The following is a 5,603-nucleotide window of genomic DNA, read 5'->3' as shown; positions in this document are numbered from 1 at the left end:
ACCTTCAGCACTCTGCATCAGCGCTTAGTGGCGCGCGACGGTACAGTTGACCCGGCTACGTGGAGGAACCGGGTCGCTGACCTCGTGCTAGAGCACATCGAACCATTCGACCAGATCGGGGGACGCCCGTTCACACAGTGGCTAGCCGACCTGCGGTCCCCGGGAACGCCGTTGGAAATGTCAGGTCATTCCCTCGTCTTCGTCCACGACACGAGCGCCATCCCCGAAGACCTCCCAATACTCCCCGACGCGGACGAACCGAAGGCCCGGCGTCGCCGCCTCGCGCAGTGGGTGCTCGGCCGCAGCGCGGTCGCCAACTCCCTGAGGGGGCTGATCGATGCGGAAGCCAAGCCGCAGATCTGGACTCCTTCCGAGTGGCCGAACGCATCGGAGATGGCCGAGCCACCCGCCCCCGCAACAGAGGTGGAGGTCGAGCACCGTGCGCAGAAGATCGTCGATGTCGGTGTTTCAAGTGCTGACGGGCGAGAGGCTGCAACTGAGGACAAGAGCCGGAAGGAAACTGAGCCTCCTCTGCCAGAGGAGGCAGACGAACGCAAAGCCGCGCATTCGGTGCCTTTGGGTTGGTTGCCGGAGGTGCACGCGGTCATAGCCGGAATGGTCCGGAAGGGTGAAGGCCACGAGGGGCAGTCTTGGCTGGAGGATCAGGTCAGGCGCCTGCAGTCCGCGCTGCAGAAGGAGGGCATGGACGCTCCGGTACTCGCGTCCCGCCTGACGCCGAACTCTGGCCTAGTGGACCTGGACGGGCGGTCGGTGACTGTGGCGTGGCTAGAGCGGAAACAAACCGAGTTGCTGACCAAGTACAGCCTCGACATCATCCGCATCAGCCCGAAGGCAGGCCGGGTTGTGGTCGGCCTGCGGCGCCCGAAGCGCGTGGTACTCCATCTCGCGGATGCATGGAGAAGGCGGCGTCTTGAGGACGCGGCACTTCGGTCGAACATGGCACTAGTCCTAGGAGAGAAGGAGGATGACGGGGAGCTATTCTATCTTCCGCTGGGCGGTGCCTTCGGAGACCAGGAGAGGGCGGCGCCGCACTCGATCGTGTCGGGCACGACCGGCAGCGGAAAGGGCATCCTGTCAACCAGCCTCATGCTCGACGCCTGCGCATTCAATGACCCGTCGCTGGTCGAGATCCACCTGATTGATCCCAAGAAGGGGGTCGACTACGGGTGGGTGCGCCACCTGCCCCATCTGAAGGGGGACGTGGTAGATGAAAGGTCGGACGCGGTTGAGCTGTTCAAGCGGCTCGTCCAGGAGATGGAGGACCGATACGACGTGCTCCGGCAGGCGGGGGTCGCCAACATCGATCAGTTCAATCGCCGCTTGGGCACCGCGGCCGCCGGTCCGATGCCCCGCATCCTTGTCTTCTTCGACGAGGTAGCAAACTGGATGCAGGACGAGGACTTCAAGGAGGCCGTTGAGCCTCTCATCAACGAGATTGCCACCAAGTCGCGCGCGGCGGGCATTCACCTGTTCATGATCTACCAGCGCGCCGACAACCAGGTCATGACGATGCAACTCCGCACAAATCTCGGGAACAAGCTGATTCTTCGGCTTGGTGATGAGGGATCGTCGCGCATCGCCCTGGGCGAGAAAGGAGCTGAACGGCTCCTTGGAAAGGGTCATCTCATCGTCAAGCTCGACAGTGACGAGAAGGTCTACTGTCAGGTGCCCTTCATCGGCGAGGAGGAGGTCTTCCAGCTGGCGGAGGCTATCGGCACTGGATGGGGGGGCGCCGCCCGTCCAGCCCGGTCAGCGGCAAGAGCTGCCTGAAATGCCGCCATCGCGCCCTTCCCGCCCGACGAGCGGGAAGCGCGTGGGCGGAGCCGTATACCTGCACGCGAGCGCGCTCGATACCGTGACGCGGGTCGTCGTGGAACAGGCCGTGGCCAGGGCCGACAGCTTTGAATGGAACGTGGTAAAGATTTCGCCTGGCGTGGTGTCTCTGCTCTTGTACGAGGATTTCGACACTGTTGGCTTCCCAGCGCTGCTTGCCTCCTTCCGGGTGGACCTGTCGACCGGCAGAACCTCGACCACCGATTATCGGGGGCGCACCAGTCCGCCGATCCTGCACCGTAAGGAAACCCTGCTCCCATCCGATGACCCACGGCTCCCAAGGTTCGCAGCACTTACGCGGGCTGCCGAGGAGTATGGCCTGTTCGCGGACCCGACCAAGATCGGCACTCAGCGGCAGTGGTTGGAGCTCCTCGCTTCGAAGGGGCTCCGCGTCGAAGGTCAGAGGCTGGTCCCAGTGGGCAGCGCGAGCGTTGAGGTAGCCCGGCACAAGACTGCCATTGTCCGGCGCGACCTGTCGCAGCCGATGCAGCTCGCAATCGCTCACGGTGTGCTATCGCCCGGAAGCACCGTGTTCGACTACGGCTGCGGCCTCGGCGACGACGTGGCGGCGCTGTCAGCCGCCGGATTCGAGGCAATCGGGTGGGATCCCCACCATGCGCCGGATGGACCAAGGCGGACCGCCGACACCGTTAATCTCGGCTTCGTGCTCAACGTGGTCGAGGACAGGCACGAGCGCGCGGAGACGCTTAAGGCGGCATACTCCTTCGCCCGGCGTACCCTCATCGTGGCCGTCATGGTCGTTGGGAAAACTGCGCTCGCGGGATTGCGCCCTTATCGCGATGGGCACCTCACCTCACGAGGCACCTTTCAGAAGTACTTCGGTCAGCAGGAGCTTCGTGACTTCATCGAGGAGGTACTCGGCGAAGCACCGATCGCCCTTGGAACCGGCGTGTTCGCCGTATTCCGAGACAAGGACCTGGAGCAGGAGGTCCTGCTCAGGCGCCGGAGACGATCGATTGTGCGCCCGGTGGGGATGCGCCCACCAGAGCGGCCAAGAGCTGGGGTTGTCCCACCGCGCCCGCTAGCTGACAGATTGAGGCCGGAGCTGGAGACGCTCTGGAGCGCCATGCTGGAACGAGGACGCACCCTTGACCCGGAGGAGTTCCCAAGCGATTTGCGTTCCAAGTTCCAGGCCGCCAAGGTGTCTTTGGTGCGCGCGACTGAGCTCTGCCTGTCCAATCTGTTCGAACAGGAGGACCTTCTGGCCGCAGCAACGGTGCGTCGCGAGGACATGCTCGTGCACTTTGCTATGCTGCTATTTCCCGGGGCGCCGCGCTACGCTACGCTAGCGAGGTCCATCCAGCGCGACATCAGGGCCTTCTTCGGAAGCCACGCCACCGCGCTCCAGGAGGCCCGTGACCTGATCTTCTCCGCTGGCAAGCTGGAGAAAGTGCGGAACGCTATCGAGGAGGCAATTGTCTCCGGGCTTGGAGCCTTGCGCGACAGGGACACGTTCCGGTTCAGCGCCCCCTCTCTTGACCGCATGCCCGTCGTCCTGCGCGTTCTCGTGCGTTGCGGCGGTCTCCTGAGAGGCGGCGTTGAAGGTGCTGATTTCATCGACGTGAAGTTGGATGCTCCGCGGCTCACCTTCATCGCATGCGCTGATGCGTCCGCGCGCCTGCCGGTCGTGTCCGAGCGGACGAAAGTGGACCTTAGCCGCATAAGGGTCACGGTGGAGCAGCCGGAAGGAATGGTGCTCTACCTAAAGGGCCGCTTCATGCCAGTTGACGCGCCCGGGCGAGACGAGCAGTTGGCCTTCGACGGTAAGTTGGTTTCGTCTGGGATCGTCTCTGAGGGTGGCCGGGGGCCAAATCTTACGGAGCTTCGGGAAATACTGAGGCAGCATCCATCGAGGCGGGCCAGCGCCTTTTAGAGACCGAATCACGACACTGAGACAGGGTAACCCATTCTTGAAAAGCGGTCAGCCTCGGCTTCGCCATGTGCTGGCTGCATGGCAAGCCGGATGGACGCTCTGCGGGTAAAGGGGAGCCTGTGCACGCCCTCCGCGGACGTCATCTACTTCTTTCCATACCATGAAGTGCAGAAATGCAAGGATCCACTCCACCAGATTTCATGTTACATACGAGCTTAGGCCAGATGATCGAAATGACTATATAAGAACGTGATCAAGCAACGTTCTTGTGAAATATCTGCTAGAGCGGTTTCCGAACTGAGTGAGTTGACAGGGATTCCCAAGCGTCTCAGGATCTGATTCAAGCTGCTGGTCGGTGAGGAGGCCGGCCGGGATGTCCGAGGCGCTGTCGGTGGATCTTCGGGAACGGGTGGTTGGGGCGGTTGCACAGGGCGCCTCTTGCCGTGCTGCGGCTGCCCGCTTTGGCGCGGGTGCATCGAGCGCCATCTGTTGGTGTGCGCGGCTGCGCGAGACTGGCATCGTCGTGCCAGGGCCGCTGGCGACGATCGGCGCTTGGTTCATATCGAGGCACATGCATTGCTGATCCTGGAACTCGTCGCGCGCACTCCAGACATGACGCTGCATGAGCTCAAGGCGATGCTGGCCGAGGCCGGCGTCCATGTCGGCGTCGGTACCCTCTGGCGGTTCTTCGACCGGCACCAGCTCACGCTCACAAAAGGACGGTGCACGCCGCCGAACTGGACCATCCCGACATCTTGAAGCGGCGCCGGGCTTGGTTCGAGGCGCAGCTCGACCTCGACCGTCTCCTCTTCATCGACGAGACATGGGCGTCGACCAAGATGGCACGCATGCTAGGCCGCGCGCCACGAGGCGAGCGTCTACGCGCCGCCATTGCCCATGGGCACTGGAAGACGACCACCTTTGTCGCAGGCCTGCGCTCGAACGGCATGGTGGCGCCCATGGTGCTCGACGGCCCGATCAACGGTGCGGCCTTCCAGGCCTATGTCGAGCAGATGCTGCTGCCAGAGCTGAGGCCGGCAACACGGTCATCATGGACAATCTCGGCAGCCACAAGAGCTCCGCCGTCCGCGCGGCCATCGAAGGAGCCGGAGCCACTCTGCTCTACCTCCCATCCTACAGCCCTGACTTCAACCCGATCGAAAACGCGTTTGCGCAGCTCAAGGCACAGCTGCGCAAGGCCGCCGGACGCAGCATTGAAAGCTTATGGGGAGCCATCGGCACGGCTGTGAGCCCCTTCACGCCGCAGGAATGCGCCAACTACTTCGCCGCTGCCGGCTATGACTGTGATGCAATCTGATCGAAAACCGCTCTAACTACTGCGTTACAAATCTTTCTGGTGCGCACTGCGCAGAAATGCCACCCAATCCTCCAGTAGCGCCCGCCGCTTTGCCAGGAGATCCCCACGCGCATAGGCTGCCTCCGCCTTGTCCTTCAGCCGGTGCGCCAGTGCCGCCTCGATCACTTCGCGTGGATGGCTTGAGGCTTCGCCAGCCCAATCCCGAAAGCTGGAGCGGAAGCCGTGTACCGTCAGGTCCGTCCGCCCCATCCGCTTCAGCACCGCTGCGAGTGTCATGTCGGACAGCGGCCGGTTCCTTGTGCCGGGGAACACCAGTTCATCAGGCGCGCCAGGCTTCCCTAGCAAGGCCAGTGCCGCCTTCGACAGCGGAACCCGGTGCTCCTTGTGCGCCTTCATCCGGTATGCCGGCACCGTCCACACGGCGGCACCCAGGTCGAGCTCGGCCCAGGTCATGCCGCGGACTTCGCCAGACCGCGCTGCCGTCAGGATGGCAAAAGCGAGCGCACGGGCAGCGATGCCATCCCGTGCTGCCAGCTC

Annotated in this window: 3 protein-coding genes and 1 pseudogene; 3 read left to right on the top strand and 1 reads right to left on the bottom strand. The window is 63.3% G+C overall.

Annotated elements, in window-relative coordinates; genetic code table 11:
- The 3 genes and pseudogenes from EQG76_RS24835 to EQG76_RS24825 form a co-directional block, all read left to right on the top strand.
- Nucleotides 1-1,791 (top strand): FtsK/SpoIIIE domain-containing protein (locus tag EQG76_RS24835; protein ID WP_255476591.1); only part of this gene is annotated, 1,791 nt, incomplete at its 5' end.
- A 43-nt stretch (nucleotides 1,792-1,834) separates the two neighbouring features.
- Complete coding sequence (locus EQG76_RS24830; RefSeq protein WP_159717299.1) at nucleotides 1,835-3,748, top strand: DNA phosphorothioation-associated putative methyltransferase; 1,914 nt, start codon at nucleotides 1,835-1,837, stop codon at nucleotides 3,746-3,748.
- 373 nt (nucleotides 3,749-4,121) lie between these two features.
- Nucleotides 4,122-5,066: pseudogene (locus EQG76_RS24825) on the top strand (IS630 family transposase).
- Between the two features lie 24 nt (nucleotides 5,067-5,090).
- Here the strand turns inward: EQG76_RS24825 and EQG76_RS24820 are convergent.
- Nucleotides 5,091-5,603, bottom strand: a 513-nt coding sequence (locus tag EQG76_RS24820) for a tyrosine-type recombinase/integrase (RefSeq protein WP_159717297.1), incomplete at its 5' end; no start/stop codon positions are given.

The sequence above is a fragment of the Geminicoccus flavidas genome, assembly GCF_009806515.1.
Taxonomy (GTDB): domain Bacteria; phylum Pseudomonadota; class Alphaproteobacteria; order Geminicoccales; family Geminicoccaceae; genus Geminicoccus; species Geminicoccus flavidus.
This window is presented reverse-complemented; position numbering and strand designations above follow the sequence as displayed.